Here is an 18,173-nt window from a genome sequence, read left to right as displayed (position 1 = left end):
AAGGTTACCGGCCATGAGGAAGATCAATCGCCGCATCTTCGTCCTAGCTGGACTCGGTGCCGCCGGTACGGCGGCGTTACCGCTGCGGAATGCCCTTGCCGCCAGCCCGTACCCGTTCAAGCTGGGCGTCGCCTCCGGCGAACCGGCACCGGACAGCGTCGTGCTGTGGACCCGGCTCGCCCCGTCGCCGCTGAACGCCGACGGCCAGGGCGGAATGGCCAACGCGGATGTCACCGTCGAGTGGCAGGTGTCGACCGACGAGCGGTTCGGCTCGCTGGTCGCCGCCGGCTCGGTCGCCGCCCGGTACGCCGACGCGCACTCCGTACACGTGGTCGCCGGCGGCCTCGCCCCGGACGCCGACTACTTCTACCGGTTCCGGGCCCAGGGGCACATCTCACCGGTGGGACGTACCCGGACCGCGCCGGCGGCCGGCAGCTTCGGCCGGGACCTGGTGATGACCTTCGCCTCGTGCGCGCACTACGAGTCCGGCTACTACACGGCGTACCGGCGGATGGCCGAGGACAACCCGGGGCTGGTGCTGCACCTCGGCGACTACCTCTACGAGGACGCCACCACCACCGGCTCGGTACGCGAACACGCCGGCGCCGAGATCGTCTCGCTGGCCGACTACCGGCGCCGGTACGCCCAGTACAAGTCCGACCCGGATCTCCAGGCGGCACACGCGGCCGCGCCGTGGCTTCTGGTGCCGGACGACCACGAGGTGGAGAACAACTACGCCGGCACGGTGCGGGAGAACAACACCCCGGCGCTGACCGCCGCACAGTGGACCGCCCGGCGTACCGCCGCGTACCGGGCGTACTACGAAAACCTGCCGCTGCGGCCCAGCTCCGCCCCGTCCGGCAACAGCATCGCGCTGTACCGGCGGATCAGGTGGGGACGGTTGGCCACCTTCCACATGCTCGACACCCGGCAGTACCGGGACGACCAGGTGTGCGGGGACGGCCGCAAGGTCTGCGCCGACGCCGACCTGCCCGGCCGTACCCTGACCGGCGCCGCCCAGGAGGCGTGGCTGCTCGACGGCCTCGGCCAGCACCTCGGCACCTGGGACATCATGGGTCAGCAGGTCTTCTTCGCCCGGCAACTCGACGCGGCCGGCGCCGCCAACATGGACTCCTGGGACGGCTACCGCGCCTCCCGGTCCCGCATCCAGCAGGGCTGGACCCAGCGTGGCGTACGCAACCCGCTGGTGCTCACCGGCGACGTGCACCAGGCGTGGGCCAACAACCTCAAGGCGGACTACGCCAACCCGGGGTCGGCGACGATCGGCACCGAACTGGTCTGTACCTCGATCTCGTCCGGCGGCAACGGCTCCGCCGACACGGCGATCCCGAACGGCAGCGTCAACCCGCACATCAGGTTCTTCTCCAACCGGCGCGGCTACGTCCGTACCGCTATCGGCCGGACCCAGATCCGGGCCGACTTCCGGGCGGTGACCAGCGTCACCGAGCACGGTGCTCCGGTCTCCACCGCCGGTTCGTTCGTCATCGCCGATGGCCGTCCCGGCCTCCAGGCCGGCTGAGAGGAAGTGCCCCGTTGACCCCTGTCACCGCACTGCTCGTCACGTCCCTGCTGGCCGTACCGACACCGGTCGGCCGCACACCCGCCGCCAGCCCCACGCCCGCCGCCACTCCGACCGCCGCCGCCAGCCCCACGCCCGCCGCCACTCCGACCGCCGCCGCCAGCCCCACGCCCGCCGTCGGGCCGACGGCTCGGCGTCCGGTGGGTGGTTCCGCGGCACCGACCGCCGGCGGCGTGGCCGTCGCGGCCGCACCGGTCACCTGGACCACGGCCAACAGCACTGCCACCGGCGACCAGGACGTACCGGCCATCGCTGCCAACCGCAACGGCCGGGTCGCCGTGGTCTGGGAGGACGACCGCGACACGACCACGCCGGAGGACGACGTCCACTCCGAGATCTACCTGCGGGTGTTCAACAACGGCACCCCGGTCTACGAGCTGAAGCTCTCCGCCGGGGGCACCTCCGGGACGAACTGGAAGCACGTCACCCCGGACGTCGGCATCGACGACCGGGGCAACGTGGTGGTCGTCTGGGCGGACGACCCGGACGGCAACGGCTTCTACAACGTGCCGTACCGGGTGGTCTCGCCCACCGGCAGCGTGCTGGCCTCGGGCCGGGCCAACGCCTCCGCCGACGGCCAGCAGCTCTATCCGAAGGTGGCGGTCGACCCGGACGGCGCACCGAACAGCACCACGGCGGTCGGCTTCAGCGTGGTCTGGGAGGACGTCCAGGGCACCGCACCGGCGACCGTCCGGCTCGCCGGCTACACCAACAACATCACCAAGGCGTACGAGGTGCAGGCCAGCCAGTCGACCGGCGAGCACCACCGCCCGGACGTGGCGGTCTCCGCCTCCGGTGACGCGCTGGTGGTCTGGGACGAGGACGGGGACGCGAACGGGTCGTACAACGTCGGCCTGGCCCGGTTCGCCCGGTCGAACGGCGCGGTGAACCTGTCCCGCCGGGTGGCCAACTCGGCCACCGGCGGCCAGCAACGCCGTCCCGCGATCGCGGCCAACTTCACCGGCCAGTTCGCCGTCGCCTGGGAATCCGACCACACCGGCACCGCCGGGGTGTGGCTGCGCTCGTTCAGCAGCGCGGCGGCGGCCCGGCACAACGACGTCGAGGTCTCCACCGCCACCGTTGCGGTCGCGCCGAGGGTCGGCCTCGACGACCAGGCCAACGTGGTGGTCGGCTGGACGGTGGCGACCGCCGCGCAGGACGTCGCGGCCCGGGGCGCCAACCCGGACGGTAGCTTCACCGGCCGGTTGCCCGGTCAGGTGCTCGGGCAGACCACGACCGGTCGGCAGGAACAGATCGCGCTCACCTCGTCGCCCTGGGGCGAGATCAGCGTCTGCTATACCGACGACAACGACGGCAACTCCTTCGACCAGATCATCCTCGGCGTGGACGGCTCCAACTCCGACTGGTAACCCGGCCCCTGGAGCCGGTCGCCGGTCAACTCGCACCCGTACGGTGCGGATCGGTTAGCGGCCGGCTCCGGGTTCCGGCGTTCATCGTGGCCGTCGGCAGACCAACTGCTGCCGCTCCGGGTCATCGCAAGGGTCGATCAAAATCAGCTCGGGGCTGGCTGGGCAAACGAATACAGTCAGAGTGCACGGTCCACGTGCGAAATCGATTCGCAAGCCCATCGCCGGGTGGACAGACCACGACGTGATCGTGGAAGGCCAGGCCACCTCACCGATCGTCCCGTCGTCGTTCTCGGCGCAGCGGTCGCTACCAGCAGTTTCCCGACGACCTCGCCGCTGTGCTGCGCGCCTGCGGCATCCAGCAGCCGGCCATCGACCGGCTGGCCTCTCTCGCCAGCCGCGCCGACTCCCGATCCTGGTGACCACCGTGGGCCAAACGTCGTACCCGGACGTATGTCGGCCTCGAAGGTCTCGCTGACGGCGCGTGCGTCTTCGAGTCCATGGCGATCCCCGGCCTGTTGCAGACCGAGGCGTATGCCAAGGCGCCGATCCTAGTTACCGGATTCGTCCGGCCTGACCACGCCGGACGGTTCGTCTCGTTCCGGCATGCGCGGGCGCGGCGGCTAACCGACGAGGAGGAGCCGCTGAACCTGCATGCGGTGATCGGCGAGGCAGCGCTACGGCTGCGCGTCAACGGCGACGAAACCCGTCGAGCCCAGATCGCCCACCTGATCACCATGTCCGAACTCCCGAACGTCACCGTCCAGGTTCTCCGTCCCGGGGACGGAGCAGGTGCGATCGGCAAGTTCGTGGTGCACGAAAGTCACGTCCAGCCCATCGCCTACTCCGAACTGCCTGTGTCCACCCCGATCTGAGCACTGCCGCTGGTTCAAGAGCAGCCACAGCGCCCATAACGGCGACTGTGTCGAGTGCGCAATCCTGCCGACCCACGTCGCCGTACGCGACAGTAAGGATCGAGGAGGCTCGACACTGGTCATCCCTTCGGCCCAGTGGACCGCCTTCCTGACCGCCGCCGTCACCACCGAATTCTCGGCGCCTCGGCCAAACGCGCCAAGCTAGGCCGGGACGGACAACGGCAATCGCAGTATCGATACTCCGTTGCTCTCCGGGTAGGAGTGCCACAAGACGTTCGGCCGATGCAACGCGCCGATTCGGCAGCTACCTTCTGGCGTACACGGGTACGTGTGAGATGAGGTAGCCCACATGATCAGTGGTCGGCCCCTTGGCTCCCCGAACGCACCTGGACACGACGGAGGCCGAGGCTTGAAGGTCCGAGTCTACGAATTGGCTAGAGAGCTCGGCGTATCTTCCAGCTCCATTCTACGTGAGCTTGCAGAGCTAGGAGAGTTCAGCAGGAGCGCCTCGAGCAGCGTGGAACAATCCATCGCCACCCGAGTTCGTGAAGCCTTTGGTCGACCCGAAGGGCTGACCAAAGACTTCACGACCAACGCGCGCCAGTCGAGTTGGAGATCCGGAGCGGTTCGCCCATCGAAACACCCCGATACAATTCATAGTTTCGCAGCTTCGAGACCCAATTGAATGGTTATCCCTTGGTGAATTATTAGAGGTCGTACGATCGACTAAATTCGGCGGGCTCTACTTCGATGAGATGGCCTGGCGCAGATTCGCACAGGGATGTCCTCCCAATACGGAACAGGCTCTCGCATATGAGACTACTGAAGAAGGGCGACAAAGAGATCGTTACGATGTGGGTCGCACGAATTAGAGGCAAATTTGGAAATAACTCGTCAATTCAGCTGTAGTACAGGGTCATCCATCGGTAATAAATTACTTGGTCATAAGCCTCTGGTGCCAGGCGACCGCCGCCGGGTCGGTCAGCGAGGCGACCTGGTCCACCACCACCCGGAGCCGGGTGGCGTCGTCCAGGGCCGCCTTCCACAGCGGCGCGAAGACCGGGTCGAGCGCGTCCGGTGCCCGGGTCAGCAGCGCCGTCACCAGTTCGGTCAGGATCTCCCGCTGCCGCTCGTACCAGTCCTGCGCGCCGGGGCGACGCATCACGTAGCGCAGCGCCATCCCCTTCAGCAGCGCGCACTCGGCGCGGATCCGCCGGGGGACGACCAGTTCGGCGGCGTACCGGCGCAGCGGGCCGGTGCCGTGGCGCGCCTCGGTGGCCTCGACCGCCGCCGCGACGAAGCGCCCGGTCAGCACGCTGGTGCTCGCCTTCAACGCGGCCAGTGCCCGGTGACTGCCGTCGTAGTCGCAGAGCGGGCCGAGCACCGGGTCGGCGAGCAGCCCGGCCAGCACCTCGGCCAGGTCGTCCGCTGACTCGGTCGAGTACCGCCCGGCGACGTCGGCGCAGAGCGCGGCCCGCTCGTCGGCGTCGGCCCGCAGCTGTGCCAGCCGGAGTCGGAGGTAGCCGCCGTGGATGCCGTCCTCGACGTCGTGCACCGAGTACGCCACGTCGTCCGCCCAGTCCATCACCTGCGCCTCCAGGCAGCGGACGTCGCCGTCCGGGGCGCCCCGGCGCAGCCAGCCGAACGTGTCGGCGTCGTCGGCGTACACCCCGAACTTCTGCTGGCCCGGCCGGCGGGGCCAGGGATATTTGCAGGTGGCGTCGAGGGCGGCCCGGGTCAGGTTGAGCCCGGCGGAGGCGCCGTCCGGGCCGTACACCTTGGCTTCCAGCCGGGTCAGCACCCGCAGCGTCTGCGCGTTGCCCTCGAAGCCGCCGCAGTCGGCGGCGAGCACGTCGAGCGCGGCCTCGCCGTTGTGCCCGAACGGCGGGTGCCCGAGGTCGTGCGCGAGCCCGGCCACGTCCACGATGTCCGGGTCGCAGCCGAGCCGGCCGCCCATCTCGCGGGCGATCTGGGCGACCTCCAGCGAGTGGGTCAGCCGGGTACGGAGGAAGTCGTCGGTGCCGGCGGTGTGCACCTGGGTCTTCGCGGCCAGCCGCCGGAACGCCGCCGAGTGCAGCACCCGGGCCCGGTCCCGCTGGTACGGGCTCCGCCCGTAGCCGCTGTCCTTCGCCGGCTCGGCCACCCGGCGCTCCGCGTCAGGCTGGCTGATCACGCCACCGATCTTCACCCGGCCGACCCCGGCCCCGTCAACCCCGCTGGGCGAGTACGCAGAACTCGTTGCCCTCCGGGTCGGCCAGCACCGTCCAGGTGTCGTCCGGCGACTGCCCGACGTCGACGTGCCGGGCCCCCATGTTGACCAGCCGCTCGACTTCGGCCTCCTGGTCGGTCGGGCGGAGGTCGATGTGTAGCCGGTTCTTCGTCTCCTTGCCCTCCGGCACCGGTACGAAGACCAGGCCGGGCAGCGTGTCGGGGGTGCGACGGATCTCCACCTCGTCCGGCAGCTCGGCGACGATCTGGTAGCCGAGCGCCTCGGCCCACCAGCGCGCGAGCCGGGCCGGATCGGCGGAATCGACCACCAGGTTTTCCCACACGCTGCCCATGGGCCACACCTCCGTCACGAGGGAAACGAAGTTCGCGTGTCGATCAGGTTACGCCGGGGTTCCCGACTCGGGTGCACCAACGAACGCCCGACACACCAGGCGGTTGACCTGCCCCTCCGCACGCAACCGCCAAACAGCCGAGAGTTGCCGGACGATCGCTGATGGTCATGGGACGGCATCGCGACCTCGCTCGGTGTAGCGTGCCGGAGTCGGAAGGTTACCGGGCGGGGAACCACCGACCCCGGCGGCGGTCGGCGAGCAGCGGGCGGCGCTCCACCGGGGGCGGCAGCCCGACCGCGGCGGCACGGACCGCGCCGGACGGCGACCTGGCGGCGCCGCCGGAGAGTAGCCGGCGACGTCGAGCGGCAACGAACCCATAGGGCAACGAACCCCATAGACGGAAAGCGACGCCGAGCGGCAACGAAGCCACCGACGGAAGCGACGGCACCGAGCAAAGTCCAGCGGCACGGACCAACGCCAAGGAGAAGTCACCAGTGAACACTGATGCCGCCCTGCTGGCCGAACTACACCGGCTGCGCCGCGCGGTGCCGGAGATATCGGGTGCCGTACTGGCCGCCGTGGACGGGTTGCTGGTCGTCAGCGACCTGCCCGGCGTCGACCCGCACCACATCGCCGCCCTCTCCGCGGCGGGGCTCGGGATCGGTGGCCGCTTCGCCAACCTCGTCGGGCACGGGCCGCTGCGGGAGTCCGTGGTCCGGGGCGCCGAAGGCTGCGTGGTCGTCTACCCGGCCGGTGAGGACGCGATCCTGACCACCGTGGTGCACCCGGAGACCGACCTGGTCCGGCTGCATGCCGAGGCCCGCCCGACCGCCCAGCGGCTCGGCGCGCTCTGGGACGCCGTCCGGCAACCGACGGTGGCGACCGCGATCCCGCCGGCCACCGACCCGGACGCGCCGCTGGCCACCCGTACTCCGATGGCCGCCCTTCCCGCCGGCCTCTGGTCCTCCTCCAGGGACCGGCGCTCCCCCGGCCGGCAGTGACAGGCCGGCGCCCGGGACAGCGTCACAACCCGGCCGGCGCCCGGGACAGCGTCACAACCCGGCCGGCGAGCCGAGCGGCCGGTCGCCGTAGCGGCTGCGGGCCAGGTCGATGTCGGCGGCGTGCCGGTCCGCCCACTCGGTGACGGCCGACAACACCGGCAGCAGGCTCCGCCCCAGCTCCGTGAGCCGGTAGCCGACCCGTACCGGGACCGCCGGCTCGACGGTCCGGGCGACCAGACCGTCGCGTTCCAGTCCACGCAGGGTCTGGGTGAGCATCTTCTGGCTCGCTCCCGCGACCGCCCGGGCCAGCTCGGCGGAGCGCCGGGGACCGGCGGCGAGTTCCTTCAGCACCAGGGCGACCCACTTGTCGCCGAGCACGGCGATCACCCGCTGGGTCGGGCAGGCGGCCAGCCGCTCCCGGTGGTCGGCCCGGTCCCGCGCCCTGCGCTGCGCGGCGGTCTGGGTGGTCATCGGCTACCTCCGCGTACCTTGGGCACCTTGAGGTGCGTACTCCCAGGTCCTGCCCGCCGAACCTAGCTTTGGCCGGGGCGGTGCGACCAGCCGCCGCCGACGGGAGGGAGCGGTACGGATGGGCACGATCGGAATTCTCGGCTCCGGCAACGTGGGCCGGGCACTGACGACCCGGCTGCACGGGACCGGTCATCGGGTCCTGGTGGGGGTACGCGACCCGGGCCGCGAGCTGTCCTGGGCCGACGGCCGCTCCGACGGACCACGCCGGACCGGGCTGGCGGAGGCGGCCTCGGCCGGGATCGTGGTGAACGCGCTACCGGGCGCGGTGTCGGTACCGGTGCTGCGCGGGCTGCGCCCGGCCCTCGCCGGTGCGGTACTGCTCGACGTCGCCAACGCGGTCGAGCAGGGGCCGGACGGCATCGCCACCGCGCTGCGCTATCCGGGTAGCAGCCTGGCGGTGGAGATCCAGCGTGCGCTGCCGGAGACCCGGGTGGTCAAGACGCTGAACACGGTCGGCCCGGCCGAGCTGATGGCGGACCCGACCAGTCTGTCGACGCCGTTGTCCGCGTTCCTCTCCGGTGACGACCCGGCGGCGAAAGCGGTCGCCGCCGATCTCCTCGGCTGGCTGGGGTGGCCGGCGGAGTGGATCGTCGACCTGGGCCTGCTGTCGACGGCCTGGTGGCCGGAGAGCTTCGTGCTGATGGTCCGGCCGCTGGTGGCGGCGTTGGGGCCGGTGCCCTTCGGCCTGGCGATCGCCCGCTGACCATCGGCCTGGCGATCCCCCGCTGACCGTGACCGGCCGTGGGGCCCCGGCCCCGGGGGGGGGGGGGGGGGGGCCCCCCCCCCCCCCGGCCCCCCCCCCCCCCGCCGGGGGGCGGGGCGACCCCCCGCGCCCGGGGCCCGGCCGGCGGCCGGGTCCGGGGGGGTGAGCGGCGTTGGTCACCACCGGTACCGGGCCGACAGCCTGCAGAGAGGTTGTGCGGGGGTCTCAGCGGCTGTCGGAGCCGGTGGACTCGATTACCGCGCGGCCGGCCTCCAGCCGGGCCACCGGCACCCGGAACGGCGAGCAGGAGACATAGTCCAGTCCCACGTCGTGGAAGAAGTGCACCGAGTCCGGGTCGCCGCCGTGCTCGCCGCAGACCCCGAGCTTGAGCCCGGGCCGGGCCGCCCGGCCCTCCTCGGTGGCGATCCGGATCAGCCGGCCGACCCCGTCGGCGTCGATCGACTCGAACGGCGAGATGCCGAAGATGCCCAGCTCCAGATAGCGCCAGAAGAAGGCGCCCTCCACGTCGTCCCGGGAGAAGCCCCAGCCCATCTGGGTGAGGTCGTTGGTACCGAAGGAGAAGAACTCGGCGGCCTCGGCGATCTGCCCGGCGGTCAGTGCCGCCCGGGGTACCTCGATCATGGTGCCGATCAGCACCTCGACGGCCTGCTCCCGGGTCACCTCCGCGATGATCTTCTCGGCCTCGGCGCGTACCGTCTCCAGTTCCTGGACCGCGCCGACCAGCGGCACCATGATCTCCGGCTTCGGGCTGCCGCCGGCCTTGGCGCACTCCACCGCCGCTTCGACGATCGCCCGGACCTGCATGGCGAACAGCCCCGGGATGACCAGCCCGAGCCGGACCCCGCGCAGGCCCAGCATCGGGTTCTGCTCGTGCATCCGGCGTACCGCGCTGAGCAGGGCCTCGTCCCGGGCCGCGTCCTCGCCACGCTCGTGCGCGACCGCGACGTGCACGGCCAGCTCCTCCAGCGAGGGCAGGAACTCGTGCAGCGGCGGGTCGATCAGCCGGACGGTGACCGGCTGGCCGTCCATCGCCCGGAAGACCTCTCCGAAGTCGGCCCGCTGCAACGGCAGCAGCTCGGCCAGCGCCGCCTGCCGCTCGTCGTCGGTCCGGGCCAGGATCAGCCGCTCGACCAGCGTGCGCCGGTCACCGAGGAACATGTGCTCGGTCCGGCACAGGCCGATCCCCTCGGCCCCGAACCGCCGGGCCCGGGCCGCGTCCTCGCCGGTGTCGGCGTTCGCCCGGACGCCCAGCCGCCGCTGCGCGTCGGCGTGCGTCATGATTCGGTGTACGGCGGCCACCAGCGGATCGTCCGTGGTCCGGCCGTCCACGCTGCCCTCGAAGTAGCGCACCACCTCGGAGGGCCAGACCGGCACCTCGCCGAGGTAGATCCTGCCGGTGGTGCCGTCGATCGAGACCACGTCCCCCTCGGCGACCGTCTGGCCGTCCACGGTGAACTTCCGCGCCCGGACGTCGACGTCGAGGGCGTCGGCGCCGCAGACGCAGGTCTTGCCCATTCCCCGGGCGACCACGGCGGCGTGGCTGGTCTTGCCCCCGCGCGAGGTGAGGATGCCGCGCGAGGCGATCATGCCGGGCAGGTCGTCCGGGTTGGTCTCCCGGCGGACCAGGATCACGTCCTCGCCGGCCTCGGCCAGCTCGACCGCCCGCCGCCCCTCGAAGACCACCTTGCCGACGGCGGCGCCCGGCGAGGCGCCGATGCCCCGGGCCAGCGGCGTCGGGTCGGCGTCGAGCTTGAACCGGGGGAACATCAGTTGGGCGAGCTGGGCGCCGTTGACCCGGTGCAGCGCCTCGTCCAGGTCGATCAGGCCCTCGTCGACGAGTTGGGCGGCGATCACGAACGCGGCGGCGGCGGTGCGCTTGCCGACCCGGGTCTGCAACATCCACAGCTTGCCGCGCTCGATGGTGAACTCGATGTCGCAGAGGTCGCGGTAGTGCCCCTCCAGCCGGGCCATGATCGCCAGCAGTTCGTCGTACGCCGGCTTGTTCAGTTCTTCGAGCTGTTGCAGCGGTACGGTGTTCCGGATTCCGGCCACCACGTCCTCGCCCTGGGCGTTGGCCAGGTAGTCGCCGTAGATGCCCTGCGCGCCGCTGGCCGGGTCGCGGGTGAACGCCACCCCGGTGCCGGAGTCCGGCCCGATGTTGCCGAAGACCATCGCCACGACGTTGACCGCGGTGCCGAGGTCGGCCGGGATCCGCTCCTGCCGGCGGTAGAGCACGGCCCGCTCGGCGTTCCACGACTCGAAAACCGCGTTGACGGCGAGTTCGAGCTGCTCCCGGGGTCGTTGCGGGAACTCCCGCCCGGTGTGCTTACGGAAGATCGTCTTGTACGCGTCCACCAGCGCCCGCAGGTCGTCCGCGTCGAGGTCGAGGTCGTTCTCGGTACCCTTGGCGCGCTTGGCGTCGTCGAGGGCGTGCGCGAAGTCCTCGCCCGGCACGTCGCAGACCGTCTTGCCGAACATCTGGATGAGCCGGCGGTAGGAGTCCCAGGCGAACCGCTCGCCGTCGGCGGAGCCGGCCTGGTCGGCCATGCCGCCGGCCTGGCGGGCGAGTCCTTCGACACTCGCGTCGTTGAGCCCGACGTTCAGCACCGTCTCCATCATCCCGGGCATGGAGAACTTGGCGCCGGAGCGGACCGAGACCAGCAGTGGATCGGCCGGGTCGCCCAGCCGCTTGCCCATCCCGGCTTCCAGCGCGGACAGGTGGGCGTCGATCTCGTCGCCCAGCCCGGCGGGCTGGTTCCCGGTGCTCAGGTACGCCTTGCAGGCCTCGGTGCTGATGGTGAACCCGGGAGGAACCGGCAGCCCGAGGTTGGTCATCTCGGCCAGGTTCGCGCCCTTGCCACCGAGCAGGTCCTTGAGGTCCTTGTTGCCCTCGGTGAAGTCGTAAACGTACTTGTGTCCCGCCGTCTGCTGCGCTGTCAACGGACCCTCCCACGTGCGCCGTTCGACACTGAACGAAGGTTTAGCCGCTCTCTACGTACCCAGGGGACGGTTGCCCGTACCAGCGGGAAACCGCCGGCTGCTGGTGGGCGAAGGCTAAGCGACCGACAGGCAGGTTGGGACCGTTCGGTGACAATCCGCACAGTTGCGAAGGCTGTACGTGTTCGCGAGGTTGCATGGGAACGATCCCATGAGCAAGATCAGTCAGCGGAAGAAATCGGGGCCACCTGGGCGTTGGGCTGGATCGACCAGGTGCGGAGGAAGGCTCGTACCACAGGGTGACCAACCCTTGACACCTGGCCATTTCGAACGTACGTTTCATGAGATTTGCCCGGAAATCACCTGCGGCTCCCCCCGGAGAGATCTGCCGTGCGACCTACCGCCTTCCAGTCCCGGTCCCCCCTCGCGACCACCGACGACGCCCTACCCCGGCTGACCGACGTGCTGCCCGCCCCGGCCCGGGTCGAGCCGGCCGCCAGGGTCGAGTTCATCCTGACCCCCGGCACGACCATCCGGACCACCCCCAGCCCCGAGGCGAGCGCGGTCGGCCGGCACCTCGCCGAGCTGCTGCGCCGCCCCACCGGCTATCCGCTGCCAGTGGTCGCCGCCGGCCAGACCGAGGTGCCGGGAGGGATCTCCCTGCTGCTGACCGGCGACGAGACGTCATCGGGCCGGGCCGGGAAGGCGGCGGCCGGCAGCGGTTCGGCCGAGAGCTACCGGCTGGAGATCACCGCCTCCGGCGTGGTGGTCCGGGCCCGCACCGCGGCCGGGCTCTTCTACGGGGTGCAGACGCTGCGGCAGTTGCTGCCCCCGAAGATCGAGTCCGCCCGGCGGCAGCCCGGTCCGTGGGCGATTCCCGGCGGCGTAATCGACGACCATCCCCGGTTCGGCTACCGGGGCGCGATGCTCGACGTGGCCCGGCACTTCTTCGCCGTACCGCACGTGCTGCGCTTCATCGACCACCTGGCCCGGTACAAGCTCAACCACCTGCACCTGCACCTCACCGACGACCAGGGCTGGCGGATCGCCGTCGACTCCTGGCCCCGGCTGGCCAGCGTCGGCGGGTCCACCGAGGTGGACGGCGGCCCCGGCGGCTACTACACCAAGGAGCAGTACGCCGAGATCGTCGCGTACGCGGCCGCCCGGCACATCACCGTGGTGCCCGAGATCGACCTGCCCGGGCACACCAACGCGGCACTGAACGCCTACGGCGAACTCGCCCCGGACGGCGTCGCACCGCCGGAGTACACCGGCACCGACGTCGGGTTCAGCGCGGTCGCCGTCGACAACGAGCGGACGTACCAGTTCGTCGACGACGTGCTCGGCGAGATCGCCGCGCTCACCCCGGGCCGCTACCTGCACGTCGGCGGCGACGAGGCGTTCACCCTCGACCGGGCCGACTACACCCGGTTCATGAACCGGGTCCAGCGGATAGTCACCGGGCACGGCAAGCGGGTGCTCGGCTGGCACCAGCTCGCCGTCGCCGAGCACAGCCCCGGGCGGCTAATCCAATACTGGGGCACCTCGACCGAGGACCCGGTGGTGGCCGCCGCGGTCCGGGACGGCGCGAAGCTGCTGCTCTCCCCCGGCAACCGCAGCTACCTCGACATGAAGTACTCGGCGGCGACTCCGCTGGGCAAGGACTGGGCCGGGCTGGTCGAGGTCCGCGCGGCGTACGACTGGGATCCCGGCGACTATCTGGCCGGGGTGCCGGCCGACGCGGTGCTCGGGGTGGAGGCGCCGCTCTGGACGGAGACGATCCGGACGGTCGGCGACATCGAGTTCATGACCTTCCCCCGGCTGCCGGCCATCGCCGAGCTGGGCTGGTCACCGGCGCAGGCCCGGGACTGGGTGGACTTCCGGCTGCGGCTGGCCGGTCAGGGCGTGCGCTGGAGCACCGCCGGGATCACCTTCCACCGCTCGCCGGAGGTGCCGTGGACGGGTGCCCCGGTCGTACCCGAGCCCCGGTCCGCGGGATCGACGGCGGGCGCCGCCGGCGGGTCGGCCGACCCGGCGTCCGGGAGCGGCCCGCCGCCCGCCGACGACCAGCCGGTACCGATCGCCTAACCGGGCCGTGGCCGCGCCCAACCGCCGAAGCCGGCGCGACCCAACCGCCGAAGCCGGCGGGGCTCAACCGCCGGAGTCGGCGGGGCTCAACCGCCGGAGTCGGCGAGTTCGGCGCCGGCCGGCACCTCGGCGCTGTCCCGGTCGGCCAGCCAGCCGTCAGGCAGGAAGACCTTGCCGGGCGAATTGGTCCGGCCCCGGGGCTGGCCGAGCGTGTCCAGCGGGAACGGCTCGGCCGGGTCGAGCTTGCCGAGCAGGTCGTCGAGTTCGGCCAGGCCGCTCACCATCGCCATGGCCCGGCGCAGCTCGCCGCCGACCGGGAAACCCTTGAGATACCAGGCGACGTGCTTACGGAAGTCGACACAGCCGTCCCGCTCGGCGGTGTCCGGCCGGTCGCCGCCGGCGAACCAGTCGACCAGCAGTTCGGCATGCCGGCGCATGGTCGCGGCGACCTCGCCGAGGACCGGCAGCCGGCGTACGGGGCGGCCGTCGAAAGCCGCCGCCAGATCCGCGAAGAGCCAGGGCCGGCCGAGGCAGCCGCGACCGACCACCACACCGTCCGCCCCGGTGTGCGCCACCATCCGGAGCGCGTCGTCGGCCTCCCAGATGTCGCCGTTACCCAGCACCGCCACGTCCAGCGCCTGCTTCAGCGTGCCGATCGCGTCCCAGTCCGCCGTACCGGAATACCGCTGCGCGGCCGTACGCCCGTGCAGGGCGACCGCCGCCACCCCGGCCTCCTGGGCGGCGAGCCCCGCCTCCACGTACGTCAGGTGGTCGTCGTCGATGCCCTTGCGCATCTTGACCGTCACCGGCACGCCGGCCGGGGCGGCTGCCTCGACCGCCGCCCGGACGATCCGGGCGAAGAGCCGGCGGCGCCACGGCAGCGCCGCCCCACCGCCCTTGCGGGTGACCTTCGGCACCGGGCAGCCGAAGTTGAGGTCGACGTGGTCGGCCAGATCCTCCTCGACCACCATCCGGACCGCCGCCGCGGTCACCTCCGGGTCGATCCCGTAGAGCTGGAGGCTGCGCGGGCGCTCGTCCCCGCCGAACGCGACCATCCGGAGCGTCTTCGGGTTCCGCTCGACCAGTGCCCGGGTGGTGACCATCTCGCACACGTAGAGGCCGCCGCCCTGTTCCCGGCAGAGGCGCCGGAAGGCGACATTCGTGATCCCGGCCATCGGGGCGAGCACGACCGGCGGCCACACCGGGTGCCCGCCCAGGTGCAGCGGGCGGGCAGCGGCCGGTGGCGCCAGGTCGGTCGGGGTCACGCGTTCGAGCATGGCACGTCCGTCCGGACTTCCGCGATCAGGCGTGGCGGCCGGACGGACGTCGCCGTCAGCAGCCGGGCAGGCGCTCGACGAGGTACCGCTCCACCTGGTCGATGGAGATCCGCTCCTGGGACATGCTGTCCCGCTCACGAACCGTCACGGCGTTGTCGTCCAGGGTCTCGAAGTCGACGGTGACGCAGAACGGGGTGCCGATCTCGTCCTGCCGGCGGTAGCGGCGGCCGATCGCCTGCGAGTCGTCGAACTCGACCACCCAGCGCTTGCGGAGCGCGGCGGCCAGGTCCTTCGCCTTCGGGGAGAGCGAGGGGTTGCGGGAGAGCGGCAGCACGGCCACCTTCACCGGGGAGAGCCGCGGGTCGAAGCGGAGCACGGTCCGCTTGTCGACGCTGCCCTTGGTGTTCGGCGCCTCGTCCTCGTCGTACGCCTCCAGCAGGAAGGCGAGCACCGCCCGGGTCAGCCCGGCGGCCGGCTCGATCACGTACGGCACCCAGCGCTGCTGCTTCTCCTGGTCGAAGTACGACAGGTCGACACCGGAGTGCTTGCTGTGCGTGGAGAGGTCGAAGTCGGTGCGGTTGGCGATGCCCTCCAGCTCGGAGAACTCGGTGCCACCGAACCGGAAGCGGTATTCGATGTCCACGGTCCGCTTCGAGTAGTGCGAGAGCTTCTCCTGCGGGTGCTCGTAGAACCGCAGGTTCTCCTCGGAGAGGCCAAGGTCGATATACCAGTTCCAGCGCTCCCGCAGCCAGTACTCGTGCCATTCCTCGTCGGTGCCCGGCTCGACGAAGAACTCCATCTCCATCTGCTCGAACTCGCGGGTCCGGAAGATGAAGTTGCCCGGGGTGATCTCGTTGCGGAACGACTTGCCGACCTGGGCGATGCCGAACGGCGGCTTCTTCCGGGCCGAGGCGGCCACGTTGTTGTAGTTGACGAAGATGCCCTGTGCGGTCTCCGGCCGGAGGTAGTGCAGGCCCTCCTCGCTCTCCACCGGGCCGAGGTAGGTCTTCATCAGGCCGTTGAACATCCGAGGCTCGGTGAAGGTGCCCTTGTTGCCGCAGTTCGGGCAGTTCAGCTCGGCCAGCGAGGCCGGCGGGTGGCCGTGCTTCTCCGCGTACGCCTCTTCGAGGTGGTCGGCCCGGAACCGCTTGTGGCAGGACTGGCACTCGGTCAGCGGGTCGACGAAGGCGTCCAGGTGACCGGAGGCGGCCCAGACGTCCCGGGCGAGGATCACCGCCGAGTCGAGGCCGACGATGTCGTCCCGCTGCTGCACCATGGTCCGCCACCACTGGCGCCGGACGTTCTCCTTCAGCTCGACGCCGAGCGGGCCGTAATCCCAGGCCGACCGGGTGCCCCCGTAGATCTCGCTGGAGGGGAAGACGAAGCCTCGACGCTTCGCGAGACTGACGACGGCGTCGATACGGTCGGCTGGCATGGTTACCTCCTACACCGGCTGGCGGCCGGCGGGGACATCTTCGGGGCGGTCAACGGGGACAACGGACAGGGACGGCGGACAGGGACGGCACTCGGACCTGGATCGGGCGGTGCTCCGCACAACGGTACGGTCACCTGCCTCCCGAGCCCAGCAGATTACTCCACCTCGGCGGCCGTACCGCTGCCGCCCGGCGGGCCGTCCATGGATCACCTGATGTCGCAGACCCGCAATCCGCCGGTGGTCTGGTCCTGGTCCAGCAGAGCCTCGAGATTGTCCTGCCCCCCGCTGGCGTAGGTCACGTCCACCGGCACGCTCAACTCGCTGGTCAGCGACACGTCGCCGATCCGGAACGAGGCGATCTCCGGCTCGGCACCGACCCGGCGCTCGAACTCGGCCGGCGACTCCCGCTGCTGGGCGGATTCGCAGAGCAGGTCGTACGCCTTGCCGAAGTCCCCGTCCTCGACCGCGTCGAAGTAGTCGGTGACCACTGTCCTGGCCTGCTCGTTCAACGCCTGGGAGCCGGAGATCAGCAGGCCGACCAGCGCCGCTCCGCCACCGCCGCAGAAGAGTACGACGGCGAGGGCGGCCACCCCGAGCCCGAGCCACAACCGCGCACCACGTCCCTCGCTGGGCGGTGCGGCGAACACCGGCTCGACTCCGGGTCCCGGTGGCGGCGCCGGCACGCTCGGCGGCACCGGACCGAACCCGGCAGGAGTTGTCCCGTACCCGGCAGGAGTTGTCCCGTACCCGGCCGGAGGCGTCCCGTAGCCGCCCGGCTGGGTCCCGTACCCCGCCGGAGGAGGCGGCCCGTAGCCGGCGGCGGGCGGCCCGTAGCCGGCGGCGGGCGGCCCGTAGCCGGCGGAAGGGACCGGCGGGCCCGGTTGCCCGTACCCGGGCGGCGGTGGCGGGCCGGGCGGCGGCACGGGTCCACCGGGTGGGGCCGGATCGTCAGCCCGGACGGACTCGGGTGGGGACGACGGCCCGCCGGGCGGTCCGGGAACGGTCATGGGAAAAGGGTAGTGCCCGGGTCATCACCGGCCGGAGTCAGCAGCCCGGTCACTCGGGGTGACTTCGACCTGACCGTCCGGTTCCGCGCTGGCCAGCGTCTCGTACGCGGACGGCTCGTCGAGCGACTCGGCGAGCAACGGGGTGGCGTTGACCTTGACATCGAAGGCGCCGAGGGCCCGCCGGTAGGTACCGACCGACTCCCACTCGGTGACCAGGCACCAGTGCCGGGGGTCGTCGAGGGCCCGCAACAGTTCGCCCCGGCGGTATCCCGGTCGGGCGGCGAGGGCGGCCAGCGCGGCGTGGGCCCGTTCCGTGAAGGTTCCGGCGGTCTCCTCCGCCACCACGAACCGGTTCGTCACCAGCACGTACGCCTCCTGCCGTCGGCCGGTCCGGCGAGCCGGGGTGTCGCTGGCAACAGCTCACCGGCCGGAGCATCGAGATCTCGTAGAGTCTGTGGAATGCAGCGTACGCAGAGCGTTCTGCTGACCCGCCTGGCCCGGGTCAACCCCACGGGCGCGTTCCTCGCCGCCCTGGTGCTGGTGCTGGTCGGCCTCTTCGCGCCGGGGATCGTCGGTGGCGCACTGCTGCTGGCGCTCGCCGCCGGGCTGGCCGCGCTGCTGGTGACCACCTGGCCGGTGCAGAGCCCGCCGACCCGGATCCTCCGGCTGGTGATCCTGACCCTGCTGGTCGGCGCGGCATTGATGAAGATCCTCGGATGACCGACCTCCTCCCGACATCCCCAGACCCCCGGCCCAGCGCATGAAGCGGT

Annotated in this window: 16 protein-coding genes and 1 pseudogene; 9 read left to right on the top strand and 8 right to left on the bottom strand. The window is 71.3% G+C overall.

What is annotated here, in order from left to right; all coding sequences use genetic code 11:
• Positions 1–13: 13 nt before the first annotated feature.
• The 5 genes and pseudogenes from R6Y94_RS26850 to R6Y94_RS45315 all read left to right on the top strand — a co-directional run bounded on the left by R6Y94_RS26850 (position 14) and on the right by R6Y94_RS45315 (position 4,527).
• Positions 14–1,540, top strand: coding sequence for an alkaline phosphatase D family protein (locus R6Y94_RS26850; protein ID WP_318398636.1), 1,527 nt, complete (start codon positions 14–16; stop codon positions 1,538–1,540).
• A gap of 14 nt (positions 1,541–1,554) precedes the next feature.
• Positions 1,555–2,970 carry a hypothetical protein gene (locus R6Y94_RS26845; RefSeq protein WP_318398635.1) on the top strand — a complete coding sequence of 472 codons (1,416 nt, stop codon included), beginning with the start codon at positions 1,555–1,557 and terminating at the stop codon, positions 2,968–2,970.
• A 455-nt stretch (positions 2,971–3,425) separates the two neighbouring features.
• Positions 3,426–3,842, top strand: a pseudogene (locus R6Y94_RS26840) (DUF5753 domain-containing protein); the annotation flags it as partial.
• Positions 3,760–4,047: a DUF397 domain-containing protein gene (locus R6Y94_RS26835; RefSeq protein WP_412102891.1), complete on the top strand. Its 288-nt coding sequence runs from the start codon at positions 3,760–3,762 to the stop codon at positions 4,045–4,047. The pseudogene R6Y94_RS26840 and the gene R6Y94_RS26835, both read left to right, overlap by 83 nt.
• Before the next feature lie 144 nt (positions 4,048–4,191).
• A complete protein-coding gene (locus R6Y94_RS45315) occupies positions 4,192–4,527 on the top strand; it encodes a translation initiation factor IF-2 N-terminal domain-containing protein (RefSeq protein ID WP_412102890.1) in 336 nt (111 codons plus the stop codon).
• 249 nt (positions 4,528–4,776) lie between these two features.
• On the opposite strand, the gene R6Y94_RS26830 is transcribed toward R6Y94_RS45315, so the two are convergent.
• Positions 4,777–6,015 (bottom strand): deoxyguanosinetriphosphate triphosphohydrolase, encoded by a 1,239-nt coding sequence (locus R6Y94_RS26830; protein WP_412102889.1) that lies wholly within the window; start codon positions 6,013–6,015, stop codon positions 4,777–4,779.
• Positions 6,016–6,049: 34 nt separating this feature from the next.
• Positions 6,050–6,403, bottom strand: coding sequence for a VOC family protein (locus tag R6Y94_RS26825; RefSeq protein WP_318398634.1), 354 nt, complete (start codon positions 6,401–6,403; stop codon positions 6,050–6,052).
• Between the two features lie 494 nt (positions 6,404–6,897).
• Here R6Y94_RS26825 and R6Y94_RS26820 point away from each other — a divergent pair, with 494 nt between their 5' ends.
• On the top strand, positions 6,898–7,404 hold the full coding sequence (locus tag R6Y94_RS26820; protein ID WP_318398633.1) for a roadblock/LC7 domain-containing protein: 507 nt from the start codon (positions 6,898–6,900) through the stop codon (positions 7,402–7,404).
• A 51-nt stretch (positions 7,405–7,455) separates the two neighbouring features.
• Here R6Y94_RS26820 and R6Y94_RS26815 read toward each other — a convergent pair whose 3' ends face one another.
• Complete coding sequence (locus R6Y94_RS26815) at positions 7,456–7,875, bottom strand: helix-turn-helix domain-containing protein (protein ID WP_318398632.1); 420 nt, start codon at positions 7,873–7,875, stop codon at positions 7,456–7,458.
• A 118-nt stretch (positions 7,876–7,993) separates the two neighbouring features.
• On the opposite strand from R6Y94_RS26815, the gene R6Y94_RS26810 reads away from it, so the two are divergent.
• A complete protein-coding gene (locus R6Y94_RS26810) occupies positions 7,994–8,638 on the top strand; it encodes an NADPH-dependent F420 reductase (RefSeq protein WP_318398631.1) in 645 nt (214 codons plus the stop codon).
• Positions 8,639–8,863: 225 nt separating this feature from the next.
• On the opposite strand, the gene ppdK is transcribed toward R6Y94_RS26810, so the two are convergent.
• Positions 8,864–11,599, bottom strand: coding sequence for a pyruvate, phosphate dikinase (ppdK, locus tag R6Y94_RS26805; RefSeq protein ID WP_318398630.1), 2,736 nt, complete (start codon positions 11,597–11,599; stop codon positions 8,864–8,866).
• A gap of 387 nt (positions 11,600–11,986) precedes the next feature.
• On the opposite strand from ppdK, the gene R6Y94_RS26800 reads away from it, so the two are divergent.
• A complete protein-coding gene (locus R6Y94_RS26800) occupies positions 11,987–13,684 on the top strand; it encodes a beta-N-acetylhexosaminidase (protein WP_318398629.1) in 1,698 nt (565 codons plus the stop codon).
• A gap of 86 nt (positions 13,685–13,770) precedes the next feature.
• Here R6Y94_RS26800 and dusB read toward each other — a convergent pair whose 3' ends face one another.
• From dusB to R6Y94_RS26780, 4 genes are all read right to left on the bottom strand, one after another.
• Positions 13,771–14,961, bottom strand: a complete 1,191-nt coding sequence (gene dusB / locus R6Y94_RS26795; protein WP_318398628.1) for a tRNA dihydrouridine synthase DusB — start codon at positions 14,959–14,961, stop codon at positions 13,771–13,773.
• Between the two features lie 55 nt (positions 14,962–15,016).
• Positions 15,017–16,396, bottom strand: a complete 1,380-nt coding sequence (locus tag R6Y94_RS26790) for a glycine--tRNA ligase (RefSeq protein ID WP_318398627.1) — start codon at positions 16,394–16,396, stop codon at positions 15,017–15,019.
• A 206-nt stretch (positions 16,397–16,602) separates the two neighbouring features.
• Positions 16,603–17,079, bottom strand: coding sequence for a hypothetical protein (locus R6Y94_RS26785; RefSeq protein WP_318398709.1), 477 nt, complete (start codon positions 17,077–17,079; stop codon positions 16,603–16,605).
• 348 nt (positions 17,080–17,427) lie between these two features.
• The gene (locus R6Y94_RS26780) at positions 17,428–17,769 is read right to left on the bottom strand and encodes an antibiotic biosynthesis monooxygenase family protein (protein ID WP_318398626.1); all 342 of its coding nucleotides are present in this window, start codon (positions 17,767–17,769) and stop codon (positions 17,428–17,430) included.
• Here R6Y94_RS26780 and R6Y94_RS26775 point away from each other — a divergent pair.
• A complete protein-coding gene (locus tag R6Y94_RS26775) occupies positions 17,704–18,123 on the top strand; it encodes a DUF6703 family protein (RefSeq protein ID WP_318398625.1) in 420 nt (139 codons plus the stop codon). The two genes, R6Y94_RS26780 and R6Y94_RS26775, sit on opposite strands and share 66 nt — an antisense overlap.
• Positions 18,124–18,173 lie beyond the last annotated feature (50 nt).

Origin of the sequence: Plantactinospora sp. KLBMP9567 (assembly GCF_033446045.1) — a bacterium.
In the GTDB taxonomy this organism is placed as follows: domain Bacteria; phylum Actinomycetota; class Actinomycetes; order Mycobacteriales; family Micromonosporaceae; genus Plantactinospora.
The sequence above is the reverse complement of the archived record's forward strand: the minus strand, read 5'-3'. Positions and strand labels throughout refer to the sequence as shown.

Coding starts and splice junctions, on each gene's coding strand:
- R6Y94_RS45315 (WP_412102890.1), top strand. CDS start 4,192: ATGATCAGTGGTCGGCCCCTTGGCTCCCCGAACGCACCTGGACACGAC.
- R6Y94_RS26790 (WP_318398627.1), bottom strand. CDS start 16,396: ATGCCAGCCGACCGTATCGACGCCGTCGTCAGTCTCGCGAAGCGTCGA.
- R6Y94_RS26810 (WP_318398631.1), top strand. CDS start 7,994: ATGGGCACGATCGGAATTCTCGGCTCCGGCAACGTGGGCCGGGCACTG.
- R6Y94_RS26825 (WP_318398634.1), bottom strand. CDS start 6,403: ATGGGCAGCGTGTGGGAAAACCTGGTGGTCGATTCCGCCGATCCGGCC.
- R6Y94_RS26815 (WP_318398632.1), bottom strand. CDS start 7,875: ATGACCACCCAGACCGCCGCGCAGCGCAGGGCGCGGGACCGGGCCGAC.
- R6Y94_RS26850 (WP_318398636.1), top strand. CDS start 14: ATGAGGAAGATCAATCGCCGCATCTTCGTCCTAGCTGGACTCGGTGCC.
- dusB (WP_318398628.1), bottom strand. CDS start 14,961: ATGCTCGAACGCGTGACCCCGACCGACCTGGCGCCACCGGCCGCTGCC.